A 22,777-nucleotide genomic window follows, 5' to 3' on the forward strand; every position below is an offset into this window, starting at 1 on the left:
AACCGCCCCCACCGACAATACGCACCCGAGTTTCCGGTCGGGTCCGCAATCGGAGGAGTCAGAGGATGCCGCGGTCCGCGAACGCCCGCTGAGCCACGGCCGCCTGCGACGGGCCGTACAGCGACCGCGCGGTCGCGACCGTCTGCCGGGCCGCCGCCGCGAAACTCGTCCCCGGATCGAAGCCGAACTGCGCGTCGATGATGATCCGGTCGGCCACCGCCGGGCCGAGGGCGGTGCGGATCTGGAACAACGCCTGGGACCAGATCTCGCCATCGGCATGCACCTCGCCGACCACGTCCTGCGGGTAGTGCTTGCCGGCATCCAGACGGCGCAGGCAGTGCGGCACCGTCGAGGTGTACGAGACCGAGTCCCAGTCCGCCACGCACGCCAGCGGTTCCTCGACCGGCACGCCGTTCTGCTTCGCGACCCAGTCGCCGACGGTCACCGCGAAGTAATCGCCGAACGCCTCGCCGATCGAGCCGGCCTCCAGGGTCGAGCCGAAACCGGGAACCTGCGCGTCGTGCACGGCGTGACCGGTCTCGTGCACGATCACCTCGCCGTCCTCGGCGTCGTCCACACCACCCTTACCCAGGGTGATCGTGTCGTGGTCGTCGCGGGAGAACGAGTTGTCCAGGCCGTACTGATCCACCTTGTAGTCCTGGCTCTCGGCGTTCACCGGTGGCAGATCGCGACCGAAGCCGAGCGACTGCAGGTACTTCTGCGCCGCGGTCCCCCAGAAGTAGGCCATCACCTGCTCGAACTGGTCGTCGTGGCGGTCGTAGAAGTAGGTCCCGGACGTGGTGTACGCCGGTGTGCCGGTCGCACTGCGCACGTTCGCCCACGTGCCGCGCAGATACCCAGACCCATCCAGGTCGGTGAGCGTGACCTCGTAGTAGTCGCCGCGTGGGACCGCGGTGGCCGAGTCCTTCTGGTCCGTGAGCGACTCGTCACCGCTCGACTGCACCGGGTTCGGAATGAAGACCAGGGCCTTCGCCGTAGTGCCACCTGTCGGTGGCTTCGCGTCGGCGCTGGGCACGGTCACGCCGGCAACCAGTGCCAGCGTTGCCGCAGAGGTCAACGCGATACTCGTACTCCAGGTCTTCGACGACATCGCCCGCTCCGGTCCAGATCGCAGGGGAAAGTGGCCTCCACACAGTAGGTCGCCGTTCAGGCCGGGGGAAGATGTCGTCAACGGCGTCGAGCCTTGGGGGGTGTGATGGCCGGATCTCTTGTCGAGACCAAGCTCTACCGCCCACGGATCCGACCGGATCTGGTGCAGCGGCCACGGCTCGCCGAGCGTCTGCTGCGTGAGGCGGGCACCGGGCTCACTCTGGTGTCGGCGCCGGCCGGCTTCGGCAAGACGACCCTCGTCTCGGCGTGGGCCTCGCAGAGTGCGGCCTGGGTATCCCTGGAGGAGAGCGACCAGGATCCGCTCATCTTCTGGACCTACGTTCTGACCGCCCTCGACCGCGCCGCGCCTGGCGTCGCCGAAGACGCGTTGGCGGTGTTGCAGGCCGGTCCCACGCCGATCGAGACCGTCCTCATCGGCGTCCTGAACGAGCTGAGTGTTCTGCCCGGTGAGATCGACCTCGTGCTCGACGACTATCACCTCGCCGACGGGCTCGAGATCAGCCGGGGCATGACCTATTTGCTCGACCACCTTCCGCCTCAGCTGCACCTGCTGATCAGCACCCGGGCCGATCCCGCACTTCCGCTGGCCCGTCTGCGGACCCGCGGTGAGCTGGTCGAAGTACGCGCCGCCGACCTGCGTTTCACGCTCGACGAGGTCACCAGCTATTTCACCGGCACGGGCCTCGACGCCGACGCGATCGCGACTCTCGAGGAACGCACCGAGGGCTGGATCGCGGCCCTCGGACTGGCCGCGCTCTCGTTGCGCGGACGCAGCGACGTCACCGGGTTCATCCACGACTTCGCGGGCGACGACCGGTACGTGGTCGACTACCTCGTCGACGAGGTCCTCGATCGCCAACCGGAGCAGGTACGACGGTTCCTGCTCGAGACGAGTGTGGTCGATCGGTTGACGGGCCCACTGTGCGACGCGGTCACCGGACAGCCCGGTGGGAGGGCGATGCTCGAATCGCTCGAGCGCCAGAACCTGTTCGTCGTACCGCTTGACGATCGCAGGCAGTGGTACCGCTACCACCACCTCTTCGCCGACGTACTGCGGGCGCGACTCCTCGCCGAGCGCGGCGATATCACCGAACTGCACCGACGCGCCGCCCAGTGGTACGACGATGCGGGCGACACCATCGCGGCCGTGCACCACGCGGTCGCCGCCGGAGACGTCGACCACGCCGCGGACCTGGTCGAGCTCGCGGTCCCTGCGCTGCGACGGGACCGCCAGGAGGCCACGATCCGGCGCTGGCTGGACGACATCCCCGACGACGTCGTACGGCGCAGGCCGGTGCTCGCGATCGGATTCGTCGGGGCGTTGATGGCCGGCAACGAGTTCCAGGGGATCGAGCAACGGCTGCAGGACGTCGAACGGCAGCTGGCCGGACCCGCCGACGAGCTCGTGGTCGTGGACCGCGAGGAGCTCGACCGTCTGCCGAGCGCGATCGAGACCTACCGGGCCGCACTCGATCTGATCGCCGGCGATCTCGCCGGCACGATCGACCACGCCGCGGTTGCGATCCAGCTCGCCGTCCGCGGCGACGACCTCACCACGTCAGCCGCCTCGGCGCTGTCCGGGCTGGCCTCCTGGGCCGGCGGAGATCTCGAGGCGGCGCATCGTGGGTACGCCGCCGCGGCGGCCGGCCTCGAACGGGCCGGCCACATCGCCGATGTCCTCGGGTGCTCGGTCACGCTGGCCGATCTCGAAATCACCCTGGGCCACTTGCGGCAGGCACAGGCGACGCTGGAACGGGCGCTCGAGCTCGGCCACGGTGTCCGCGGAACCTCCGACATGTATGTCGGTCTGAGCCGGATCGCCTGGGAGCGCAACGAGCTCGACGTGGCCACCGACCACCTGCGCCGCGCCGAGGAACTGGGGGCGGCGTCCGACCTCCCGCAGAACCCGTACCGCCGGCGGCTCGCGCTGGCCCGGATCCGCGAGGCCGAAGGCGATCTCGACGGCGCCCTCGAACTGCTCGACGCAGCCATCAAGGTGTACGTCGGCGACTTCTCCCCCGACGTCCGCCCACTCACAGCCGTCCGCGCGCGGCTGCTGATCGCCCGCGGGGAGCTGACCGCGGCGCAGAAATGGGCAGCAGGCTTACCGGACGAGTTGTCGTATCTCCACGAGTACGAGCATGTGACATTGGCTCGGCTCATGATGGCGCGACACGAGGACGCCGGACCGCTCCTCGAAAGGCTGCGAGAAGCTGCCGAAACCAGGACCGGCAGCCTGATCGAGATCCTGGTGCTCCAGGCTCTCGCCGGCCGCGATCCCGCTCCACTGAAACGCGCGCTGAAGCTGGCCGAACCCGAGGGTTATGTGCGGGTGTTCGTCGCCGACGCCGGCCCGATGCTGCAGCGCCTCCGGCCGGCGTCGCCGTACGTTCGAACCCTCCTCGAAGCGCCCCGGCGGCAGGCACCCGTGACCACTCCGCAGACCCTTCTCGACCCGCTCAGCGATCGCGAGCTCGACGTACTGCGGTTGCTCACGAGCGAGCTCGACGGGCCGTCGATCGCACGGGAGCTGGTGGTGTCGCTCAACACCGTGCGGACGCACACCAAACACATCTACACCAAGCTCGGCGTCAACAACCGGCGGGCGGCGATCCGGCGGGCTCACCAGCTCGGCCTGCTCACCCGCTGAAGATCACCACATGATGTGACGCGCGCTCACCAGGCCCGCTCCTAACTTGCAGGCATGAACCACGAATCAGCCTGCTACGAGATCCGCCTCGAAGGGCGAATCGATCCCCGGTGGGCCGCGTGGTTCGACGGAATGACCGTCAGCACGCACGCCGACGGCACCACCGTCCTCCACGGCCAGGTGGCCGACCAAGCAGCCCTGCACGGACTGCTGCAACGACTCCGCGACCTCGGTCTGCCGCTGCTCTCGGTCGACCGGGCCGAAACCGACCAACCGCAAAGGAAACTCTCATGACCATCACCGCACCAGCCCCGACCACCACGACCGGCCCGGCCGATCCCGAGCGCGGTCACGTCCGCGCCGCCGGCATCTTCTACCTGGTGACCTTCGCCGCCTCGATACCGGCGCTGCTCCTGATCGGGCCGGTTCTGAACGACCCCAACTACATCCTCGGCGCCGGGCAGGACACCCGCGTGCTGTGGGGCTGCCTCCTCGACTTCGTCAACGCCCTGGCCGGCATCGGCAGCGCGGTCGCACTGTTCCCGGTGATGAAGCGGTACAAGGAGTCGCTGGCCCTGGGCTTCGTCACCTCACGGACCCTCGAAGCGGCCGTCATCATGATCGGGGTCGTCAGCCTGGTCGCCGTCGTCACCCTCCGGCAGGATCTCGCCGGCGCCCCGGGCACCGATTCCGCCGCACTCGCCACCGTCGGCCAGGCCCTCGTCGAGGTCCGCGACTGGACCTTCCTGTTCGGTCCCGGCACGATGCCCGCGATCAGCGCGATCCTGCTCGGCACCCTGATGTACCGCTCCCGCCGCGTCCCGCGGTTCATCCCGGTCATGGGCCTCGTCGGCGCGCCGCTGCTGCTCACCGCCAACGTCCTGACCGTTCTCGGCCACAACACCCAGCTGTCCGCCTGGTCCGCGGTCGCGACCCTTCCGGTCGCCCTCTGGGAGCTGTCGATCGGCGTCTACATGACCTTCAAGGGCCTCAGGCCGGTCGAGCTCAACCGGTGATCGGTGCCGCGTGCGCCTCGGCGTACCCGGCGGCCGCCAGCCGATCGAGGGTCTTCTCCAGTACGGCGGTGTCCTCGAGCGTCCGCACCTCGGTGATCTTCCCCCACCGGATCCGCAGGAACTGATGAACGACATTCTCGTACCTCGAACCGTCCACGACGCCCACGTGGACGGTGACTGCCGTCGCGACCCGGGTGTTCCACGGCCAGCCGTTCACGAGCACGTCGCGCACGTCGAACCGGGTGTACGGGAGCAGCCGGAAGCACCGCTCCCACCACGCCCGGAGCGCATCGTGGGTCCGGCGCTCGCCGCCCAACGCGTGGTCGCCATAGAAGCGGTACGTGAACGAGGGCGCCATCCCCGCCACCATCGCCTCCCAGTTGCCCGCGCTGATCTGCGCGAACGCATTCCGGACCTGCCGCGCCACGATCCAGTGGTAAACGCCCATGCGATCACCGTAGAGCGAGTGAGTTCAATGACGCAACTGACTACACTCGGGGCCATGCGGAACACCAGCTTCGGCTCGATGCACTGCTCGCTCGCCCAGTCCCTGGAGCTGATCGGCGACTGGTGGACACCCTTGGTACTGCGTGACCTGTACCTGGGCCTGAACCGCTTCGACCAGTTCGTGACCGATCTCGGCATCTCCCGCAACCTGCTGACCGACCGGCTGGCCACGCTCGTCGACGGCGGCCTGGTACGGCGTACGCCGTACCAGCAGAACCCGGTCCGGTACAGCTACGAGCTGACCGAGGCCGGGAAGGAGCTGGTGCCGATCCTGATGGCGCTGACCGCGTGGGGCGATCGCTGGGCGACTCCCCCGGCCGGCCAGCCGATCCGGTTCACCCACACCACGTGCGGCAAGCAGACGACTCCGACGGTCTGCTGCTCCGAGTGCGGCGAGACGTTGACGATGGACGATGTCGCGCCGTCTCCCGGGCCGGGCGGCCGGACCGCTCCCGGCACGGCGTTGATCGCGAGCGTCCTAGGACTCGAGCCGAAGGCGTAGCAACTCGGCCAGCGGCAGCGATTCGCCGTCGCGCGCGCCCTGACCCACGACGAGCGGCGGGTCGGACGGGACGACGTGCACCCCGGCGACCCGGGCCTTCAGGCTCGCGGGTACGCCGAGGATGTAGAAGTTGCCGTCGACATCGACCGCGAGCGAGCGGTTGCGGCGCAGGTACCACCCGGTGAGGTTGGTGCGGTAGCTCGTGTTCGATCCGACCACCTGCGCGCGCAACGGCTCGGGCTCGATGCCGCGTTCCGTCAGCGTCGCGATGAAGTCGGTGAGAAGCTGACGGGCCTGAGCGGTCTCCGACGCCTTCCGGCGTTCCAGCGCGGCCGCATGCTCGACCGCCGCCTGCCGTCGTTCATCCCGCCAGCTCGTCACGGCCTCAGATTAGGCGACGCACAGACAGAACGGATGACCCGCCGGGTCCAGGAAGACCCGGAACGTCGTACCGGGCTGGTGCTCGGCCTTCGTCGCACCGATCGCCACCACCTCGGACTCCGCTTCGTCGAGGTCGCGGACCATGACGTCGAGATGCATCTGCTGCGGTGCGTCCTGACTCGGCCACGACGGCGCCTTGAAGTTCTCGACCTGCTGGAACGAGATGCAGTTGCTCCCGTCCTCTGGCTTGATGTCGGCCCAGCCGTCGCGAGCCTCGACCTTCCAGCCGAGCACCTCGCCGTAGAACTGCGCGAGCCGCGCGGCGTCGGGGCAGTCCAGCACAAAACTCGGATACATAGCGATCATGGATCGAACCCTACTGACCATTCCGGACGATCCACGCCCGGAACTCGAACCAATTCAGCTCTGCCCTCCGGCGCGCCCGGCGAGCGTCTGCCAGGACCGATCCAGGCCTGCGGCAAGACAACCGGCGACCACGGACTCGCGGCCGAGAACGCTCGCCTTGACCTCGGGCATCACCGGAGCCATCTTGTGAAGTTGCTGGGAGACGGCTTCGAGGAAGCCGGGAGCTTGCCCGATACCGCCGCCCAACACAACCAGGTCCGGATCCACCACCGTGATCACCGTGCACACCGCCTTGGCCACGAGCAGTGCCTCCTCGGCAACGACCGCCGCCGCGACAGCGTCGCCGCGGGCAGCTGCCGCGAACACCTTCTCCGCTGTCGACGCCCCACGTACGCCGGCGCGCCGCGCCGCGCGCACCACGGCCGCCGCCGAGGCCGACGCGTCGAAACCGCCGCGTTTACGCGCGTCCCGCTGATCGCTTCCGCTGCCCTCGGTGAACGGCAGGTACCCGATCTCCCCCGCGACCCCGTGGGACCCGTGCCGTAACTTCCCGTCGAGCACGAGTCCCATACCGATTCCGGTACCGACCGAAACGAAAGCGAAGCTGTCGACGTTCCGGCCGTGTCCGTGCACCCGCTCGGCGATCGCCGCCGCATCCACGTCGTTCTCGATCATCAACGACGTGCCGAACTGGTCGCGCAACGCCGCCAATGTCGCCGGCGAGTCCCACCCGGACAGCCGGCCCGTCAGCGTCAACGCGTCGAGTCGAGGGTCGTAGACACCAGGAGACCCGAGCACGGTCTGGGTCAGCTGCGTGACGTCGATACCCGTTTCGGTCGCCAGGGTCTCGCTGAGATCCGCCAACTCCTGGATGCGAGCCATCGCGTCACCGGCCTTGGTCCGCACGCTCAACCGTGCACGCACGGTGCCGGCGAGATCCGAGATCGCTCCGCGCAGGAATTCCCGCCCGACGTCGAGCCCGAGCACGTACCCCGCGTCCGGCCGCACCTCGTACAGGCTGGCGGCCGGTCCGGGTACGCCGGTGCGCTGTCCGGTCACGTGTACCAGACCGGTCCGCTCCAGCGAGCCGAGCGCTGCCGACACGGTCGGCTTCGACAATCCGGTCAGACCGGCGAGTTCGGTCCGCGAGATCGGTCCGGATCGCCGGATGTGATCGAGCAGCACCTGTTCGTTGATCTCGCGGATCAGCTGCGGGCGTGCCGCGGACGCGCCTGGAGCAACAACCGTCACGTCGACCCCCTCGCTGCTAACAACTCGGCCACCAACTCGGAGTTAAGGCTTGTGGTCCGTTGGTTGTTAAGTTAGTTTCCTATCGATTCTATTGGTCGGCACGAGGAGGTGCCACCCCTGTGGTTCCAACGCCGGTCGTCCTCGGACTCGACTTCGGCGGGACGAAGATCGCCCTGGCGGTCAGCGACCTGTCCGGACGCCGTCTGGGTACGCGGACCATCGACAGTCGCGCCGAGTCCGGTGGCGCTGCCGAAGCCATGGCCCGCGGCCTGTCCGCAGGCCGTGAACTGCTCGCCGAGGTAGCCCCTGGCCAGGAGCTGGCCGGTGTCGGCGCGGCCACCCTCGGCATCCCGTACGACGACCGCGTCGAACTGGCTCCAACGTTCCCGGGCTGGGACGACCTCCCGTTCGGACGGCTGGTGCGCGACGGCTTCCCCGGCGTACCCGTGCGGCTGGCAACCGATGTGAAGGCGGCCGCGGCGGCCGAGTTGCGCTGGGGCGCACTCGCCGACTGCGACCCGGGGCTGTACGTGAATCTCGGCACCGGTCTAGCGATCGCGATCGTTGCCGGTGGCACCGTGATCACCGGGGCGCACGGCGCGTCCGGCGAGATCGGCTACAACTTGCGTTCGGCGGCCGACGTGTACGTCGGCACCGACGAGCGCACGATCCTGGAACACGTCGTCAGCGGTCAGGCGCTCGAGACCACCGGGTCCGCCCGGCTCGGGCGGCCGGTCACGGCAGCTGACGTCTTCACGATGGCGCGGACCCAGCCGGACGCCGCCGTCCTCACCGACGAGTTCGTCCGGGAGCTGGCGATGCACCTCGCCAACCTGGCCATCGCGGTCGATCCGGTCCGGATCGTCGTCGGCGGCGGCCTGGTCCGTTCCTGGGACCAGATCGAAGCCGGTCTGCGTCGCGCCCTCGACGCTGCCGTCCCGTTCCCACCGGAATTGTCGGTGGCCCGGTTTCCTTCGGACGCTCCGCTGATCGGGGCGCTCGCCCTTGGCGTCGAGGCGGCGGGAGTCGTCCTCGGTGCCGAAGCATTCGCATGAGCAGGACTACCAGTAGCGAAAGGCAGAGACGATGAGGGGCATCACACGCATCGCGGTCGCCGCGATAGCGGTCGGCGCACTGACCGCCGGATGCGGCGGCGGTGACAAGCCGATCGGGAGCGGGGCGTCGTCGGGCAACCCGTCGTCCTCGACGAGCAGCGGCGGCAGCACCGGGCAGTACAAGAAGGGCGGCACGGTCACCATCGCCAACGTCGGTGGACAGACCTGGCCGTGTCAGTTCAACCCGTTCAACCCGTCGGTCAACGGCGTCGCGGGCGGTTTCGTCTACGAGCCGCTGACCTTCGTCAACGTGCTGAAGGCCGGCGCGACCACGCCGATGCTGGCCACCGACTTCGCCTGGTCGCCGAAGAAGGACTCGATCGTCTTCACGATCCGCGACGGCGTGAAGTGGAGCGACGGGCAGCCGTTCAGCGCCGACGACGTCGTCTACACCTTCAACCTGATGAAGGCGCAGCCGGCCCTGGACATCTACGCACTGTGGACCGGCGCCGGTCTGACCAGCGTCACCGCGGCCGGCAACAAGGTCACGCTGAAGTTCAAGGGCGCGGCCGAGCCGTACTTCTTCAACTTCGCCAACCAGGTCGACATCGTGCCGAAGCACATCTGGTCGACCGGTGAGGCGGCCTCCAAGCCGGCCACCTGGGCGGACCCGAAGCCGGTCGGCACCGGCCCGTACACGGTCGAGTCCTGCACCCCGAACAACATTTCGTACGCCGCCAACGCCAACTACTGGCAGCCGGGCAAGCCGTACATCCAGAAGGTGCAGTACCCGGCCTACCTGGACAACAACCCGGCCAACCTGGACCTCGCCAGCGGCAAGGCGCAGTGGGGCGGTCAGTACATCCCGAACATCGACAAGTTCTACAAGTCGAAGGCGCCGGAGAACAACTACTGGTTCCCGCCGACCGCGAACGTCGCACTCGTGCCGAACAACGACCCGTCCCGCCCGGCGACCAGCAAGCTGGCGGTCCGGCAGGCACTGGCGTACGCGATCGACCGCGAGCAGGTCTCGAAGATCGGTGAGAGCGGCTACCAGCCGGCCGCGAACCAGACCGGTGTCGTCACACCGACGTTCGACAAGTACTTCGACAAGGACGCGCTGACCACGGCCGGCTACGACAAGCCGAACGTCGAGAAGGCGAAGCAGTTGCTGCAGAGCGCGGGCTACTCGTCGTCCAACCCGCTCAAACTCAGCGTCATCACGGTCACCGGCTACACCGACTGGGACGCGTCCCTGGCCGTGATCAAGCAGAACCTCGCGGCCGTCGGCATCGAGCTGAGCGTCCAGGACCTGCAGCAGCAGTCGTACAACCAGAAGCTGTACACCGGTGACTACGACCTGGCCTACTCCAGCCTGTCCGGCGGACCGACGCCGTACTACGAGCTGCGGCAGCTGCTGTACTCGAAGAACACCGCGCCGATCGGCAAGCAGGCCAACAGCAACTACTCGCGGTACAGCAACCCCGAGGTGGACAAGCTGTTCGACCAGTACGCCAGCGCGGATCCGGACACGCAGGTCAAGCTGATCAAGCAGATCTCGTCGTTCATGATCAAGGATGTTCCGCTGATCCCGACGACCGAGTCGGTCGACTGGTACCAGTACAACACCAAGGACATCGAGGGCTGGCCGACGCAGGACAACCCGTACGCCCAGCCGGCGCCGTACAACATCCCGGACGCCGGTCAGGTGCTGACCAACCTGTACTCGAAGTCCGCCCAGAAGTAGTCCGGAAGTAGTGTCCAGCGTGAGCACGAGGAGCTGTTTGTGAGGTACCTGCTACGCCGTCTCGGGTTCTTCGTGCTCACGCTCTGGGCCGCGATGACCCTGAACTTCTTCATCCCGCGGATGATGCCCGGCAGCCCCGAACAGGCGCTGAGGGACAGGTTCAGCAAGGGTGGAAACATCGTGAGTCCGGAGCAGCTGCGGACCGTCCTGGCCGAGTTCGGATTCGACCCGGGCAAGAACCTGCTGCTGCAGTACATCGAATATCTGAAGGCCATGGTCACCGGGCACTGGGGGGTGTCGATCGGCAGCAGCCTCGGCGTCCCGGTGACCACGCTGATCGGCAGTGCCCTGCCGTGGACACTCGGGCTGGTCGGCATCACGACCGTCCTGGCGTTCGCGCTCGGCACGCTGATCGGCACGATCTCCGGCTGGCGCCGCGGCGGGCTGATCGACGGGATCGTGCCACCGGTCTTCATCGTCACCTCGGCGCTGCCGTACTTCTGGGTCGCGTTGCTGTTCATCTCGCTGTTCGCGATCGGCGACCACGCGATCCTGCCCAACGACTTCAACTACGACCAAGGACTGACGCCGGGGTTCAACGGCGAGTTCATCCTCAGCGTGCTGAAACACGGCATCCTGCCGGCCGCGACGATCCTGATCACGGCGGTCGGCGGCTGGATCCTGACCATGCGGAACAACATGATCACCACGCTCGCCGAGGACTACGTGCGGATGGCGCGGGCCAAGGGCATCCCGAACCGGCGGATCATGTTCGGGTACGCCGGCCGAAACGCGTTCCTGCCGAACCTGTCCGGTTTCGCGATGTCGCTGGGTTTCGTCATCTCCGGCACGATCCTGGTCGAGTACGTGTTCAACTACCCCGGCCTCGGCTACATGTTCTACAACGCCACCGTGAGCACCGACTATCCGTTGCTGCAGGCCCTCTTCCTGCTGGTGACGCTGGCCGTGCTGATCTGCGTCCTGCTCTGTGACTTCGCGGTGTTCCTCCTCGACCCACGAGCCCGGACGAAGGGATAGCCGATGAGTGCGATTGTCACCGGCGCCGCTGCGCCGACTACTACCACCTCCACCCGCCGGCCGCGGGGTGGGCTGTTGCGCGCGATCATGCGCAACCGCAAGGCGATGATCGGCGCCGGCCTGCTGGTGCTGTTCGTCCTGCTCGCCGCATTCCCGCACCTGTTCGTGCCCTGGCTGCACGGCGATCCGCGCGCGATCGGCGACCTTCCGCTGCAAGGGCCGTCCGGCAAACACTGGCTCGGTACGACGGGTCTCGGCCAGGACGTGTACGCCGAGCTCATCTACAGCACCCGCGAATCACTGGTCATCGCAGTCGTCGCCGGTGCGGGCGCCACGATCCTGTCCGTGCTGATCGGGGTCTCGGCCGCGTACCTCGGCGGGTTCGCCGACGACAGCCTGTCGATGCTCACCGACATCTTCCTGGTGCTCCCGACGTTCCCGCTGATCATCGTGCTCGCGACGTACGCCGGTAAGGGCAACCTGACGGTGATCATCATCGTGCTGATCCTGACCGGCTGGTCGTACGGCGCTCGGCAGATGCGGGCGCAGGCGTTGTCGCTGCGGAACCGCGACTTCCTCGAGTCGGCCCGGGTCCGCGGCGAGCGGTCGTCGTACATCATCGTGGTCGAAGTGCTGCCGACGATGACCTCGCTGATCGTCGCGAACTTCCTCGGCGCCGCGCTGTACTCCGTGCTCACCGCTGCCGGCCTGCAGTTCCTCGGCCTCGGCGATCCCAACTCGCTGAGTTGGGGCACGATGCTCTACTGGGCCCAGAACCAGGGCGCCCTGGTCAACGGCCTGCCCGCGTGGGCGCTCTCGCCGGGTCTGGCGGTCGCGCTGCTCGGTGTTTCCTTTGCCCTGCTCAACTATGCGTTCGACGAGATCAGCAATCCCGCGCTGCGGCCGGTTCGGAGGCGACGTGCCCGATCAGCTTCTTGAGGTCCGTGATCTCACCGTCGAGTACGACACCGGGGACCACCCGGTCGTCGCGGTCGACCACGTGGATCTCGACGTACAGGCCGGTGAGTTCATCGGCGTCGTCGGCGAGTCAGGCTGCGGGAAGTCGACGCTGCTGTTCGCGATCGCGCACCTGCTGAGCTCGCCGGCCGCGATCACCGGCGGCAGTGTGAAGTTCCTCGGCCAGAACCTGGTCACGATGAGCGAGAAGAAGCTCGCGGCACTGCGCTGGCGCGACTTCTCCGTGGTGATGCAGAGCGCGATGAACGCGCTGAACCCGGTGAAGAGCATCGGCGCGCAGTTCCACGACACGATCATGGCCCACGACGAGGTGGTCGACGACAACCGTCCGGCCGAGGTACTGCGGCTCGTCGGCATCGACCCGATCCACCTGAAGAGCTACCCGCACCAGTTGAGCGGCGGGATGCGGCAGCGGGCGATGATCGCGATGGCGCTGCTGTTCACGCCGGACCTGATCATCATGGACGAGCCGACGTCAGCACTCGACGTGGTCGCGCAGCGGTCGCTGATGGTGCAGATCAAGGAACTGCAGCGCAAGCTCGGGTTCGCGGTCATCTTCGTCACCCACGACATGTCGCTGGTCAGTCACTTCTCCGACAAGCTCGTGGTGATGTACGCCGGGCAGGTGGTCGAGTTCGGCGCGACGCGCGCGGTGTTCGACCACCCGGAGCACCCGTACAGCGAGGGACTGCTGGACGCGTTCCCGTCGATCCGCGGCCCGAAGGTGCCGCTGACCGGTATCCCCGGCAGCCCGCCGAACCTGGCCGATCCGCCGCCGGGTTGCCGGTTCCAGCCGCGCTGCCCGAAGGCGTTCGAGGACTGCCCGAAGATCGCCCCGGAGCTCTACCAGGTCGGCGCCGTCCAATCTCGTTGCCTCTTGCACGCACCGTCGATCCAAACCGCCAGGGAGGTGTCATGACTTCGGTGGACATCGCAGAAGCGCGTAAGACCGACGCGCCCGCCACACCGGTGATCGAGGCCAAGGAGCTGACCCGGCACTTCAAGGTCGGGCGGGGGTTCTCGCGGCAGATGCTGCACGCCGTCGACGACGTGAACTTCTCGATCGGGCACCAGGAGATCGTCGCGCTCGCCGGCGAGAGCGGCAGCGGGAAGAGCACGATTGCGCGGTTGCTCGCGGGCGTGTACAAGCCGACCGGTGGAGAGATCTTCTACCAGGGCCGGGCGATGTCGACGTTCAAGTCCCGCAAGGACCAGTTGGCCTACCGCGGCGACGTACCGATGGTGTTCCAGGATCCGTTCAGCTCGCTGAACCCGGCGTTCCGGGTGTCCCACGGGATCCTGCGCAGCCTCAAGCTGCACCGGCCGGAGTTCAGCGGCTCGCAGCGCGAGGACGAGGCCGCGCGGGTGATCGAGGCGGTCGGGCTGTCGCCGGCCGGCGACATCATGCACCGCTACCCGTACGAGCTGAGTGGTGGCCAGAGACAACGAATCGGGTTCGCGCAGGCGCTCGCCCACAAGCCGAAGCTGATCCTGGCCGACGAACCGGTGTCGATGCTGGACGTGTCGATCCGGATCGGCCTGCTGAACCTGATGGCAGAGCTCCGCCGGACCGAAGGCGTCTCGTTCCTCTACATCACCCACGACATCGCCAGCGCCCGTTACGTCGCGGACCGGCTGATGATCATGTACGCCGGGCACATCGTCGAATCCGGTCCGGCGGAATCGGTGCTCGCGAACCCGAAGCACCCGTACACGGATCTGCTGCTCGGTGCGGTGCCGGACCCGCGTGCCCCGCTCGCCGAGGGGATCGAGGGTGATACCGGGGAGCCGCCGAAGGTCATCGACCCGACCCCGGGGTGCCGCTTCCGGTGGCGGTGTCCGCTGGCGATCGACAGGTGCCATGTGGAGACGCCGCTCCCCCGCCGCCTGGGCGAGAACCACGAGGCAGCCTGCCACGTGGCCGAGCCCGACCCGGGCTTCGCGGCCTGACGGAATGCCGGCGTCCCGTGGCGCCGGCACCAGTCAGATCGTCGGCGTCATGCCTCCGTCGAGGATGATGTCGGCGCCGGTGAGGTTGCCGGCGCGGTCGCTGGCCAGGAACACCACCAGGTCGGCGACCTCCTCCGGGCGGGTGAAGCGTCCGGTGACGGCATCCTTCGCGGCCTGGGCGGCCACGTCCTTCGGCGCGGCGCCCACCGCACCGCCGACGGTCTCCGCGACCCCGCCCTTGCCCAGCCACAGGTCGGTCGCGACCGGGCCCGGACTGACGGTGTTGACCCGGACGCCCTGCGGCCCGAGCTCCTTCGACAGCGACTTGAAGAAGCTGAGACACGCGGCCTTGGCGGCGCTGTAGTCGATCACCAGCGGGTCGGGCAGCGTCGCGTTCACCGAGCAGACCGTGACGATCACGCCGGACCGCTCGATCAGCATCGGCAACGCGGCGCGCGTCGTACGCACCGCCGACATCAGGTCGAGGTTGAGCGTCCCGAGCCAGTCGTCGTCGGTGACCGAGGCGAATCCGCCCGGCCGCGGGTGCACGCTGCCGACGTTGTTGACCAGGATGTCGAACCCGCCGGCCCGTGCGATCGCCTCGTCGACGAGGCGGCCCGGCCCGTCCGCCGTCCCGAGATCGACGGCGAAGGCCTCGACCGGCAACGACTCGAGGTCGCCGCCGACGGTCCGGGAGCCCGCGACCACCTTCACGCCTTCGTCGACCAGCGAGCGCGTGATCGCCAGGCCGATCCCCCGACCGGCACCGGTCACGACCGCCGTCTTCCCACCCAGGTGTAAGTCCACACCCGGCACGCTATCGGCTGATCCGCCTGCTGGATATTGTTCGACGTACGTCGAACAGCGACGTAGGGTGGTGGCCATGCCCTTCGAGCACCGTCGGTCCGTCGTCGCGCTGGCCTTGATCGCCTCGTTCATGGTCTTCGTCGACAGCACGATCGTGAACGTCACCCTCGCCCAGCTCGCCACCCATCTGCACGCCTCCCGCGCCGAGCTGGAGTGGTCGCTCAACGCCTACACGCTGTCGTTCGCGGCGCTGATGCTCGGCGCCGGGGCGATCGCGGACACGCTCGGCGCGAAGCGGGCGTTCCTGACCGGGCTTGTCGTGTTCACCGCGTCGTCCGCGGTCTGCGCGGTGGCCGGCTCGATGCTGATGCTGAACCTCGCCCGGCTGGTCCAGGGCGCGGGCTCCGCGCTGCTGCTGCCCAGCGCGCTCGTCCTCGCGACGGCGTCCGCAACCGACGAACACTCCCGGCACCGCCTGGTCAGCTGGTGGGCCGCGGCCGGCGGCGCCGGGATGGCGGCCGGTCCACTCCTCGGCGGCGGTCTGGTCGCCCTCGCGAACTGGCGAGCGGTCTTCGCGGTCAACGTCGTGATCGGCATCCCGGCCGCGATCTGGGCACTGCGCTCGATGCCTTCCGTCGTACGCCGGGAGCGTCGTCTCGACCTGGCCGGGATGGGCACCGCTACGGCGTTCATCGGTGGGCTGGTGTTCGCCCTGATCGAGGCGCCGACCCGCGGCTGGCTTGATCCCGCAGTACTCGCTGCCGCCGCGTTGACCGTTGCCGGACTGGTCAGTTTCGTCTTCGTCGAGCGTTCCGTCGGGGCGCCTCTGCTGCCGCTCGAGCTGTACGCCGATCGCGGCTTCGCGGCGGCCGCGGCCCAGGGCACACTGCTCAATTTCGCCTTCTACGGCGTGCTTTTCACGATGAGCCTGCTGCTCCAGCAGGGCCGTGGACTCAGCCCACTGGTGACCGGCCTGCTGTTCCTCCCGCTGACCGGACTCATCTCGATCGCCAACCTCTGCTCCGCGCCGCTCACGCGACGCCTCGGCCGCCCTGCCGTCCTCGCCATCGGCCAGGCCGTCCTCACCCTGGCACTGCTCGGGCTCGCCTGGGCCAGTACGTCGGCCGCGGTCTGGCCGATGGTCCTCGCCCTCGTCCCGATCGGCTTCAGCTCCGGCCTGCTGGTCCCGACCATGACGGCGCAGTCCATCGCCGCCGTCGAGCCCGGCCTCCACGGAGCCGCCTCAGCCGCCTTCAACACCTCACGCCAGATCGGCGGGGCGATCGGCGTAGCGACGTTCGGCCCTCTCCTCGGCACAGCTCACAACCTCACCACCGGCTTCATCACCTGTGCCTTCGTGGCCGCCGCCGCGAGCATCGCCGGCCTGTGCGTCACCGCCGTGGCCGCCATCCCCCGGCGTACTCCGATCCCCGTCGCCTCCGCGGCATGCGATTCTTAGGCCGGCAGGGTGCCTGATGCAACGAATCGGGTGGGTCGGAGCGTTGTAACGGGTAAGGGCGGGCAGGAGGGGGACTGAGTGGCTCCGCAGCGCGAAAGACGGTTGCGCACGACCGTCGCGCTGACGCTTGCCTGCGTGCTGGCCTGCGGGGCCGCCTTCGCCGGCGCCGTGTTCGTGCTGATGCCGGGCACACGCGACCGCAGTACGCCGGTCGTCGCCACCGGCTCGCCGACCCCGAGCAAACCGAAACCCGGTACGCCGAGCCCGAAACCGACCCTCCCGGATTCGACCGACGAGCCGCTGCCGGGTGTCGACACCCCCGCTACTCCCCCACCGGCGACGCCGGTCGCCAACACCGGCACCTACGAGTGCTCCGGGTACAGCGGCATCCAGTCGAAGGTCCCCGTGTCGATGCTGATGAACGACACCTTCTCCTGGGGCGACGATCCGCCGTACAAGGTCGGCAACGGGAACGGCGACATCAACTGGCGTTCGGACCCGTACAAGAAGCCCAGCTGGTACATGTGGCTGCATTCGCTGCGCTGGCTGGGTCAAGGCATCGAGGCCGGGCAACGCGGTGACCGTAAGGTGCTGGCGCACACGATGGCGATCATCCACGACTGGGTCCAGGACAACCCGTACTCGTGGAAGGGCGATGTCGGCGCGTGGGAGGCGACCATGCACCGCACCAACGTGCTGCTGTGCGCCCGCCAGGCCGTGCTCACCGGGATGCACGTCCGCACGCTGCCCAGGCAGTACGCCTGGCTCGACAAGGCGCTGATCGACCATGCGCAGTTCATGATCGTGAACTGGAGCGGGCCGTCGAACCACGGGACCGACGAGAGCATCGCGCTGTTCGGGGTGGGATGCACGCTGAAGCGGCCGGAGCTGAAGACGCTCGCGGTCGATCGGCTGACCGAGGCGATCACCACCGCGATCGACACCCAGGGCTCGACGAACGAGCAGTCGGTCGGGTACGCGATGTTCAACTACCTGCTGTGGGGTCGCGCGACCACAGCCTTGCAGCGCTGCGGTGCGAACCCCGGACCGGTCATCTCCCAGCGGCGAGCCGCGCTGTCGGAGTGGCTGGCGCTCGCGACCAAGTCGACAGGCGAGCTGGCACAGGTCGGTGACGCCGTAGCGCAGAAGCCCACCGGTGCGGCCGGGACGGCGCTGGACTACGTCGCCACGCTCGGGAAACGCGGGACGAAGCCGTCGAAGCGCGTCGCGGTGTACGACGCGGGGTACATCTTCGGCCGGACCGGTTGGGGCGAGAAGCGACCGTTCGCGCAGGAGTCGACGTACAGCATCCGGTACGGCGTGGCGCGCCGGCTGCACGGTCACGACGACCACATGTCGATCACGTACTCGTCGCACGGCCGCGACGTGCTGATCGACCCCGGCCACTCCGGCTACCAGCTCGACAAATGGCAGGCGTGGTCGAAGAGCGCGGCGGCGCACAACGTGATGACGATCCCGTCGGCGGAGATGACGTCGGTGGAGACGCAGCTCGTACAGGCGTCGATCACGCCGACCGCGGAGTCCTACTCCCTGGCCGACTCCCCGGCGCCGGGCGTGACCCGCAAGCGCGACGTACTGGTGCTGAAGGATCCCGATCTGATCATCACGCTCGACCGTGGGCAGTCGGTCGTCGGCTCCCAACGCTACGAAACTCTCTGGCACCTGGCGCCGGACCAGAAGGTCACCGTGCAGTCGCCGACGACTGCCGTCGCTGCCAAGCCGGGCGACAAGTCCAAGACCTATCTGCTGCAGATCCCGTACCAGCAGCAGCCGCCCAAGAACGGCATCACCGTGGTCCAGGGCCAGCAGGATCCGGTGCAGGGCTGGTACTACCCCGACATCTTCCACCGGGAGTCGGCCCCGGTCGTCAAGTTCGGCCGCAACGGGACGAGCGCCGACATCCTGTCCGCGATCGTCCCCGCCAACTCCACCGAAACGGTCACCTACAAGACCCGCACCGTCGGCACGATGTTCTTCGTGGACCTCACCGTGGGCACCCGCAAAACCACGATCCGCCTCCTCCCCGACGGCCGCCTGACCCGGATCAGCTGAGATCCGGTCACAGGGGGCATGCTTGGGCTGTCTTCCTCTGTGGATCGAATCTTCGGGAGGTTGGAATGACGACACATCCGGCGGCGCGGGATCACTGCCTGAGTGCGGTGCGCAGCGTGGATCGGCCGACTGGTGGGGCGCGGTACGGGCGGATGTTCCCGCGGCTCGAGCCGCTGGGGACGGATCCGCAGGTGCTGATGCGGGCCGGCAGCGACGGCGGGATCTGCGATGCCGCGGCCGCGCTCGATCTCGGCGCCGGCGGGGACGACGCGGAGCAGGCGGCGGGCTGGCCGTTCTTCGGGCAGTTGCTCGCGCACGACACCACCGCGGACCGGTCGCCGCTGATGGGCGGCATCGAGACCGACGCGTTGCGGAACGCGCGATCGCCACGGCTCAACCTCGAGATGCTGTACGCCGACGGACCGATCGGGTCGCCGTACATGTTCGACCTGAACGACCCGGCCAAGTTCCTGCTCAGCCCCGACGGGTACGACGTACCGCGGAACCCGCAAGGGATCGCGCTGATCGGCGATCCGCGCAACGACGTACACATCTTCACCTTGAGTCTGCATGTGGCGTTGCTGCACGCTCACAACCGGATCGTCGATCACTTGCGGGCGCACGACGTGCCCGAGGACGACGTCTTCGACAAGGCGCGGATCGCGCTGACCTGGCACTACCAGTGGATCGTCGTGCACGACTTCCTGCCGCGGCTGGTCGGGCGGGAGTTGGTCGACGAGGTGCTCGAGGACGGCGGGAAGTGGTTCAACCCCGAGCCGATGAACGCGTTCATCCCGCTCGAGTACGCCGATGCCGCGTACCGCTACGGGCACGGTCAGATCCGGCACGCGTACCACCTCGTCGAGGGCGGTCCCGAACTGCCGCTCTTCCCGGATCTGGTCGGCTTCGGCCCGCTGCCCGTCGACCGGCGGCTCGATCTCGCGCAGATCTTCGACGTACCGGGCCGGCCGCGGGCGCAGCGTGCGAAACGACTCGACGGGCGGTTGGCCGCGAGCCTGATCGGGTTGCCCGAGCGGATCACCGGCGCGGTCGACGAGACGGCGTACCGGTCGCTAGCCGTTCGCGATCTGTTGCGTGGCGACACGACCGGTCTGCCGAGTGGAGAGGAGGTCGCCAAGCTGCTCGGCGTACCGCCGTTGACCCAAGACAATTGGCCCGGCGGTACGCCGCTGTGGTTCTACATCCTCAAGGAGTCCGAGTACCTCGGCGACGGCGACCGGCTCGGCCCGGTGGGCGGGCGGATCGTGGCCGAAGTACTGATCGGGCTGCTGCGTGCGGACCCGGCCAGCTACCTCAGCCTCGAGCCGGACTGGCAGCCGATCCTGCCGGCCGCCGGTGACACGTTCGGCCTGACCGACCTGCTCATCCCGGCCGGCTCGCGCTGAGGGTCCGCGCCTTGGCCTCGGTCTCGAACGCCTCGCGCGGACTCTGGACCGAGGCCAGCGACACGATGTCACGACCGTAGAAGAACGCCACCAGCCAGATCGCCAGCACCCTCACCTTGCGGTCCCAGGTCGGGACCGCAAGGACGTGGTAGCCGCGGTGCATCAGCCAGGCGAGCAGACCCTTGATGACGAGCCGCTTGTACTGGAAGATGCCGGTCCCGAGCCCGAGCGTCGCGATCACGCCGAGGCTGTGGTGCACGTACTCCTTCGGCGCCTTCCCACGCACCGACCGCAACAGGTTCTTCGCCAGCAGCTTCCCCTGCCGTACGGCGTTCTGCGCGTTCGGCACCGTGTATGCGCCCGGGGTCGAGGACGTCAGATCGGGAACGGCGGCGTCGTCACCGGCGGCCCACGCGTCCTCGATCACCTCGCTGTCCGTGCCGATCCGCAGATCGGCCCGCACCTGGACCATCCCGCGCTGGTTGTGCGGCAGGTCGGTGTGGTTGCGCAGCAGCCGGGTCGCGGCGTTGCCCGCCGTCCAGACGATCAGCTCCGAGTCGAACTCCGATCCGTCCGACAGCACCACGTGTCCGTCGTCGGCCGAATCCATCGTGGTGTTCAGATGCACGACCGCGCCGCGCTTCTCGAGCATGTTCACGACCCATTCGCCCGGTTTGTCACTCACCTCGGGCAGGATCCGGCCGCTCGCCTCGACCAGATGGAAGGCGAGATCGCTCTCGGTCAGCTCGGGATACTTCTTCAGCAACGCCCGCGCCAGCGACAGCAACTCCGCGAACCCTTCGACCCCGGAGAAGCCGCCGCCCACGAAGGTCACAGTCAGCAACTTCCGCCGCTGCTTGCCCGGCTCGAGCCCGGCCGCCTCGTCGAACGCGGTGAACAGCCGGTCCCGGATCGCCACCGCTTCCTCGACGTGCTTCATGCCGATGGCCCGATCTGCCACGCCCGGCACGTCGAAGGTCCGCGTCACCGCGCCGGCGGTCACCGCGATCACGTCGTACGTCATCGTGTAGTCGGGTCCGTCCGCGGGCCGGATCGTCACCGTGCGGTCGGCGTGCGTGATGTCGATGACCATCCCGGACACGATCTTCGTGTGCTTCAGGTTGCGCCGCAGCGAGACCGCCGCGTGCCGGGCCTCGACCGATCCGGCGACCACCTCGGGCAGGAACGGCTGGTACGTCATGTACGGCCGCGGGTCGACCAGGACCACCTCGGCCTCGCCCCGCCGCAGCTTCTTCTCCAGCCGCCACGCCGTGTAGAACCCGGCATATCCGCCGCCCACCACCAGGATCCTGCGCACCGTTTCTCCGTCCATAGAGGTCGATAGAGTCTCTACCAGGTAAGACACACCGCGCCTGCCGATTGTGACGGGCCCAGGGCGGAGCTGTTTGCGAGAGCTGATCCCCAGCTTGGCGAAGACCTGGCGCAGATGCCACTCCACAGTGTGCTGGCTCAGGAACAGCTGTGCACCGATCACGGCCTTGGTCAGCCCGGGTGCCCGCCAGCTCCGCGATATGTGCGCCCGCCCCGCCCGCTCCGCGAGCGCACTCGCGCCGGCCACGGAGAACAGTTTGTACGCCGTCCGCAGCTGCCCGCGCGCATCCTCGGCCGTGCTGGACTGCCCACGCGCACTGCAGGCTCGTGGTCGAGTGCGTGGTCCGTGGTGTCAGGCGCTCAGCGCCTCCAGGATCGTGGTGGTCACGGCCTCGGGCTGGGACACGCTCAGGGCGTGCGAGGCACCCGCGATCTCACGGGTGTCCTTCGCGCCGGCCCGCTCGGCCATGAAACGGTGCAGCGCGACCGGGATGTTGAGGTCCTGGTCGCTGAACACGAACCACGACGGGGTCGACTTCCACGCCGGGCTGTCGGTCGCCAGGTTGGCGGTCAGGGCTGCCTCGGTCGCCGGTCGCTGCGTCGCGGCCATCAGCGCGGCCACGTCGTCCGGTACGTCGGCGCAGAACTGCTGGTGGAAGACGTCCTTGCGGATCGCCAGGTCGTTACCGCCGGTGCTGACCGGGTAGGCGTTCAGCGCGTCGCCGAGCGTGCTGCCCGGGAACTTGGCGGACAACGCGAACGCGCTCTCCCCCTGGTCGGGCGCGAACGCGCAGACGTAGACCAGCGCCTTGACCGCGTCGTTGTTCGCCGCGGCCTCGGTGATCACCATGCCGCCGTACGAATGGCCGACCAGGACGACGGGCCTGCCGATGCCGGCGATCACGTCGCGGACGTACTGCGCGTCGCCGTCGAGGCTGCGCAACGCGTTCGGCGCTGCGACGGCCTCGATCGACTGTGCCTGCAGGCGCTCGATCACGCCGTTCCAGCTGGCCGATTCGGCGAACGCGCCGTGGACCAGGACGACGACCGGATTCTCGCTCATGGGTTCCCTTTCGTTAGGACTCACTGAAGAGACCGAACAGACACGCCAGTTGTGACCGGCGAGAC

21 protein-coding genes and 1 pseudogene are annotated in these 22,777 nt (G+C 68.3%); 13 read left to right on the forward strand and 9 right to left on the reverse strand.

All coding sequences use genetic code 11. From position 1 onward, the window contains the following. Positions 1-58 precede the first annotated feature (58 nt). A complete protein-coding gene (locus OHA10_RS34170; protein ID WP_371402906.1) occupies positions 59-1,111 on the reverse strand; it encodes a M4 family metallopeptidase in 1,053 nt (350 codons plus the stop codon). Between the two features lie 105 nt (positions 1,112-1,216). Between OHA10_RS34170 and OHA10_RS34175 the strand changes: the two genes are divergently transcribed. From OHA10_RS34175 to OHA10_RS34185, 3 genes are read left to right on the forward strand one after another with little or no spacing between them, the layout of a single operon-like run. Continuing rightward, entirely contained in the window at positions 1,217-3,781 is a 2,565-nt protein-coding gene (locus OHA10_RS34175; RefSeq protein WP_371402907.1) for a LuxR C-terminal-related transcriptional regulator, read from the forward strand. 54 nt (positions 3,782-3,835) lie between these two features. Beyond that, a complete protein-coding gene (locus tag OHA10_RS34180) occupies positions 3,836-4,075 on the forward strand; it encodes a hypothetical protein (RefSeq protein WP_371402908.1) in 240 nt (79 codons plus the stop codon). Continuing rightward, positions 4,072-4,797 (forward strand): DUF4386 domain-containing protein, encoded by a 726-nt coding sequence (locus tag OHA10_RS34185; RefSeq protein ID WP_371402909.1) that lies wholly within the window; start codon positions 4,072-4,074, stop codon positions 4,795-4,797. The genes OHA10_RS34180 and OHA10_RS34185 overlap by 4 nt, the downstream gene beginning before the upstream one ends. On the opposite strand, the gene OHA10_RS34190 is transcribed toward OHA10_RS34185, so the two are convergent. Next, complete coding sequence (locus OHA10_RS34190) at positions 4,787-5,245, reverse strand: nuclear transport factor 2 family protein (RefSeq protein ID WP_371402910.1); 459 nt, start codon at positions 5,243-5,245, stop codon at positions 4,787-4,789. The genes OHA10_RS34185 and OHA10_RS34190 overlap by 11 nt on opposite strands. 54 nt (positions 5,246-5,299) lie before the next feature. Between OHA10_RS34190 and OHA10_RS34195 the strand changes: the two genes are divergently transcribed. Next, positions 5,300-5,806: a winged helix-turn-helix transcriptional regulator gene (locus OHA10_RS34195; protein ID WP_371402911.1), complete on the forward strand. Its 507-nt coding sequence runs from the start codon at positions 5,300-5,302 to the stop codon at positions 5,804-5,806. Here the strand turns inward: OHA10_RS34195 and OHA10_RS34200 are convergent. Genes OHA10_RS34200 through OHA10_RS34210 form a run of 3 tightly spaced genes read right to left on the reverse strand, consistent with a single transcriptional unit; the run spans position 5,783 to position 7,804 of the window. Further along, on the reverse strand, positions 5,783-6,187 hold the full coding sequence (locus OHA10_RS34200; RefSeq protein WP_371402912.1) for a hypothetical protein: 405 nt from the start codon (positions 6,185-6,187) through the stop codon (positions 5,783-5,785). The genes OHA10_RS34195 and OHA10_RS34200 overlap by 24 nt on opposite strands. A gap of 9 nt (positions 6,188-6,196) precedes the next feature. Further along, complete coding sequence (locus OHA10_RS34205) at positions 6,197-6,553, reverse strand: VOC family protein (RefSeq protein ID WP_371402913.1); 357 nt, start codon at positions 6,551-6,553, stop codon at positions 6,197-6,199. Between the two features lie 54 nt (positions 6,554-6,607). Continuing rightward, on the reverse strand, positions 6,608-7,804 hold the full coding sequence (locus OHA10_RS34210) for an ROK family protein (protein ID WP_371402914.1): 1,197 nt from the start codon (positions 7,802-7,804) through the stop codon (positions 6,608-6,610). Positions 7,805-7,923: 119 nt separating this feature from the next. On the opposite strand from OHA10_RS34210, the gene OHA10_RS34215 reads away from it, so the two are divergent. The 6 genes from OHA10_RS34215 to OHA10_RS34240 are packed head-to-tail and all read left to right on the forward strand — an operon-like array spanning position 7,924 to position 14,572. Beyond that, complete coding sequence (locus tag OHA10_RS34215; protein ID WP_371402915.1) at positions 7,924-8,859, forward strand: ROK family protein; 936 nt, start codon at positions 7,924-7,926, stop codon at positions 8,857-8,859. 31 nt (positions 8,860-8,890) lie between these two features. Further along, positions 8,891-10,606 carry an ABC transporter substrate-binding protein gene (locus tag OHA10_RS34220; RefSeq protein WP_371402916.1) on the forward strand — a complete coding sequence of 572 codons (1,716 nt, stop codon included), beginning with the start codon at positions 8,891-8,893 and terminating at the stop codon, positions 10,604-10,606. 39 nt (positions 10,607-10,645) lie between these two features. Continuing rightward, a complete protein-coding gene (locus OHA10_RS34225) occupies positions 10,646-11,644 on the forward strand; it encodes an ABC transporter permease (RefSeq protein WP_371402917.1) in 999 nt (332 codons plus the stop codon). Between the two features lie 3 nt (positions 11,645-11,647). Further along, positions 11,648-12,583 carry an ABC transporter permease gene (locus OHA10_RS34230; RefSeq protein ID WP_371402918.1) on the forward strand — a complete coding sequence of 312 codons (936 nt, stop codon included), beginning with the start codon at positions 11,648-11,650 and terminating at the stop codon, positions 12,581-12,583. Next, complete coding sequence (locus tag OHA10_RS34235; protein ID WP_371402919.1) at positions 12,564-13,541, forward strand: ABC transporter ATP-binding protein; 978 nt, start codon at positions 12,564-12,566, stop codon at positions 13,539-13,541. The genes OHA10_RS34230 and OHA10_RS34235 overlap by 20 nt, the downstream gene beginning before the upstream one ends. Beyond that, positions 13,538-14,572, forward strand: coding sequence for an ABC transporter ATP-binding protein (locus OHA10_RS34240; protein WP_371402920.1), 1,035 nt, complete (start codon positions 13,538-13,540; stop codon positions 14,570-14,572). Before OHA10_RS34235 ends, OHA10_RS34240 begins: the two co-directional genes overlap by 4 nt. 33 nt (positions 14,573-14,605) lie before the next feature. Here OHA10_RS34240 and OHA10_RS34245 read toward each other — a convergent pair whose 3' ends face one another. Beyond that, a complete protein-coding gene (locus OHA10_RS34245) occupies positions 14,606-15,379 on the reverse strand; it encodes an SDR family oxidoreductase (RefSeq protein ID WP_371402921.1) in 774 nt (257 codons plus the stop codon). Positions 15,380-15,455: 76 nt separating this feature from the next. Between OHA10_RS34245 and OHA10_RS34250 the strand changes: the two genes are divergently transcribed. The 3 genes from OHA10_RS34250 to OHA10_RS34260 all read left to right on the forward strand — a co-directional run bounded on the left by OHA10_RS34250 (position 15,456) and on the right by OHA10_RS34260 (position 20,317). Continuing rightward, the gene (locus OHA10_RS34250) at positions 15,456-16,838 is read left to right on the forward strand and encodes an MFS transporter (RefSeq protein WP_371402922.1); all 1,383 of its coding nucleotides are present in this window, start codon (positions 15,456-15,458) and stop codon (positions 16,836-16,838) included. A gap of 78 nt (positions 16,839-16,916) precedes the next feature. Further along, a complete protein-coding gene (locus OHA10_RS34255; RefSeq protein WP_371402923.1) occupies positions 16,917-18,911 on the forward strand; it encodes a heparinase II/III family protein in 1,995 nt (664 codons plus the stop codon). Between the two features lie 65 nt (positions 18,912-18,976). Then, positions 18,977-20,317, forward strand: a complete 1,341-nt coding sequence (locus tag OHA10_RS34260; RefSeq protein ID WP_371402924.1) for a peroxidase family protein — start codon at positions 18,977-18,979, stop codon at positions 20,315-20,317. On the opposite strand, the gene OHA10_RS34265 is transcribed toward OHA10_RS34260, so the two are convergent. The 3 genes and pseudogenes from OHA10_RS34265 to OHA10_RS34275 form a co-directional block, all read right to left on the reverse strand. Then, positions 20,295-21,635 (reverse strand): NAD(P)/FAD-dependent oxidoreductase, encoded by a 1,341-nt coding sequence (locus OHA10_RS34265; RefSeq protein WP_371408021.1) that lies wholly within the window; start codon positions 21,633-21,635, stop codon positions 20,295-20,297. The genes OHA10_RS34260 and OHA10_RS34265 overlap by 23 nt on opposite strands. 93 nt (positions 21,636-21,728) lie before the next feature. Then, a pseudogene (locus OHA10_RS34270) lies at positions 21,729-21,896 on the reverse strand (LuxR C-terminal-related transcriptional regulator); the annotation flags it as partial. 105 nt (positions 21,897-22,001) lie between these two features. Continuing rightward, entirely contained in the window at positions 22,002-22,712 is a 711-nt protein-coding gene (locus OHA10_RS34275; RefSeq protein WP_371402925.1) for an alpha/beta fold hydrolase, read from the reverse strand. Positions 22,713-22,777 lie beyond the last annotated feature (65 nt).

Origin of the sequence: Kribbella sp. NBC_00662, assembly GCF_041430295.1 — a bacterium.
Classification (GTDB): Bacteria; Actinomycetota; Actinomycetes; order Propionibacteriales; family Kribbellaceae; genus Kribbella.

Coding starts and splice junctions, on each gene's coding strand:
- OHA10_RS34250 (WP_371402922.1), top strand. CDS start 15,456: ATGCCCTTCGAGCACCGTCGGTCCGTCGTCGCGCTGGCCTTGATCGCC.
- OHA10_RS34175 (WP_371402907.1), top strand. CDS start 1,217: ATGGCCGGATCTCTTGTCGAGACCAAGCTCTACCGCCCACGGATCCGA.
- OHA10_RS34170 (WP_371402906.1), bottom strand. CDS start 1,111: ATGTCGTCGAAGACCTGGAGTACGAGTATCGCGTTGACCTCTGCGGCA.
- OHA10_RS34220 (WP_371402916.1), top strand. CDS start 8,891: ATGAGGGGCATCACACGCATCGCGGTCGCCGCGATAGCGGTCGGCGCA.
- OHA10_RS34190 (WP_371402910.1), bottom strand. CDS start 5,245: ATGGGCGTTTACCACTGGATCGTGGCGCGGCAGGTCCGGAATGCGTTC.
- OHA10_RS34240 (WP_371402920.1), top strand. CDS start 13,538: ATGACTTCGGTGGACATCGCAGAAGCGCGTAAGACCGACGCGCCCGCC.
- OHA10_RS34205 (WP_371402913.1), bottom strand. CDS start 6,553: ATGATCGCTATGTATCCGAGTTTTGTGCTGGACTGCCCCGACGCCGCG.
- OHA10_RS34230 (WP_371402918.1), top strand. CDS start 11,648: ATGAGTGCGATTGTCACCGGCGCCGCTGCGCCGACTACTACCACCTCC.
- OHA10_RS34260 (WP_371402924.1), top strand. CDS start 18,977: ATGACGACACATCCGGCGGCGCGGGATCACTGCCTGAGTGCGGTGCGC.
- OHA10_RS34275 (WP_371402925.1), bottom strand. CDS start 22,712: ATGAGCGAGAATCCGGTCGTCGTCCTGGTCCACGGCGCGTTCGCCGAA.
- OHA10_RS34180 (WP_371402908.1), top strand. CDS start 3,836: ATGAACCACGAATCAGCCTGCTACGAGATCCGCCTCGAAGGGCGAATC.
- OHA10_RS34195 (WP_371402911.1), top strand. CDS start 5,300: ATGCGGAACACCAGCTTCGGCTCGATGCACTGCTCGCTCGCCCAGTCC.
- OHA10_RS34185 (WP_371402909.1), top strand. CDS start 4,072: ATGACCATCACCGCACCAGCCCCGACCACCACGACCGGCCCGGCCGAT.